The 869-nt window shown below is 59.0% G+C and carries 1 pseudogene; it reads right to left on the bottom strand.

The window, feature by feature from the left end:
* Positions 1 to 541 precede the first annotated feature (541 nt).
* A pseudogene (locus EOA23_RS36825) lies at positions 542 to 819 on the bottom strand (hypothetical protein); the annotation flags it as partial.
* Positions 820 to 869: the final 50 nt, after the last annotated feature.

Below are 869 nucleotides of genomic sequence, written 5' to 3'. Positions count from 1 at the left end.
ACGTGCTGGTAACCGGGAACCACGGTGAACCCGCGAAGACAAGCACGGAGTCGGCAGGAACTTGGATAAGGCCAAAAAAAGGAACTTGCAGGTAGCTCAGCGACAAGTGAATCCCATGTGACACGGCGTTCGGCAGCACCTCAGATCGACGGATCGGCTCGACCAACCTCTTCTCCGCGGAAGGCGAGTATCGTCTCTAAAGACGATCGAACTCCGCCACCGCAAACCAAGCATCGCCTTGCGCAGGATCTCATTGGCCTGGCGCAGCTCCCGCTTCCAAGAGCCTTCAGCTTTCTCGGTAGCCTCGGTGGGGACACCTCCCAGCATACCGCTATCCTCTGGCCGGCCCATCCGCTGTGCGCTGCGTTGTGCAGCCGATCTTGGCGCGATCGAGGAGCGCGATCGAGGAGACGGCGGCCGTTTGCAGCGGATATTCCCCTCGTGAGCTTTTGACTAGCCACACGGTTCTTCGTGGTCAATATTGGTTCGCCGCATGATGGGACTTTACGGGACGAGCGTTCAATGGGAACGACGCACCTTGCTAAGCCAGCGGTGCAACCCCGATCAGCGGAATAGCTAGGCTCTCGTCCCCGCAGGGACGCCTCAGGCGATCGTGCATCGCATTTAAGAGCTCGCCGGTTTCAAGCGTCGTATGTATATCACCGCGTTCGCGCGCCACACCAACGGCAGCTCTTTTCAAGCCGATCCTCTCCCGGAGCTGTAGACCCGTGCCCTAACCGACGCCTCTTCGTAAACAAGCTCACGCAAATGGCGGTCGCCGCGTCGGGATATGTGGCCGCCGAAATCGACTTCACCGGATTAGGCGGTGTGGACGAATTACTCAGGTATCTAGACGCTCCGCGAATACA

It is taken from the genome of Mesorhizobium sp. M2A.F.Ca.ET.042.01.1.1, assembly GCF_003997405.1.
In the GTDB taxonomy this organism is placed as follows: Bacteria; Pseudomonadota; Alphaproteobacteria; order Rhizobiales; family Rhizobiaceae; genus Mesorhizobium.
Note: the sequence above shows the minus strand (reverse complement) of the source record. Positions and strands in the feature narration are given on the sequence as shown.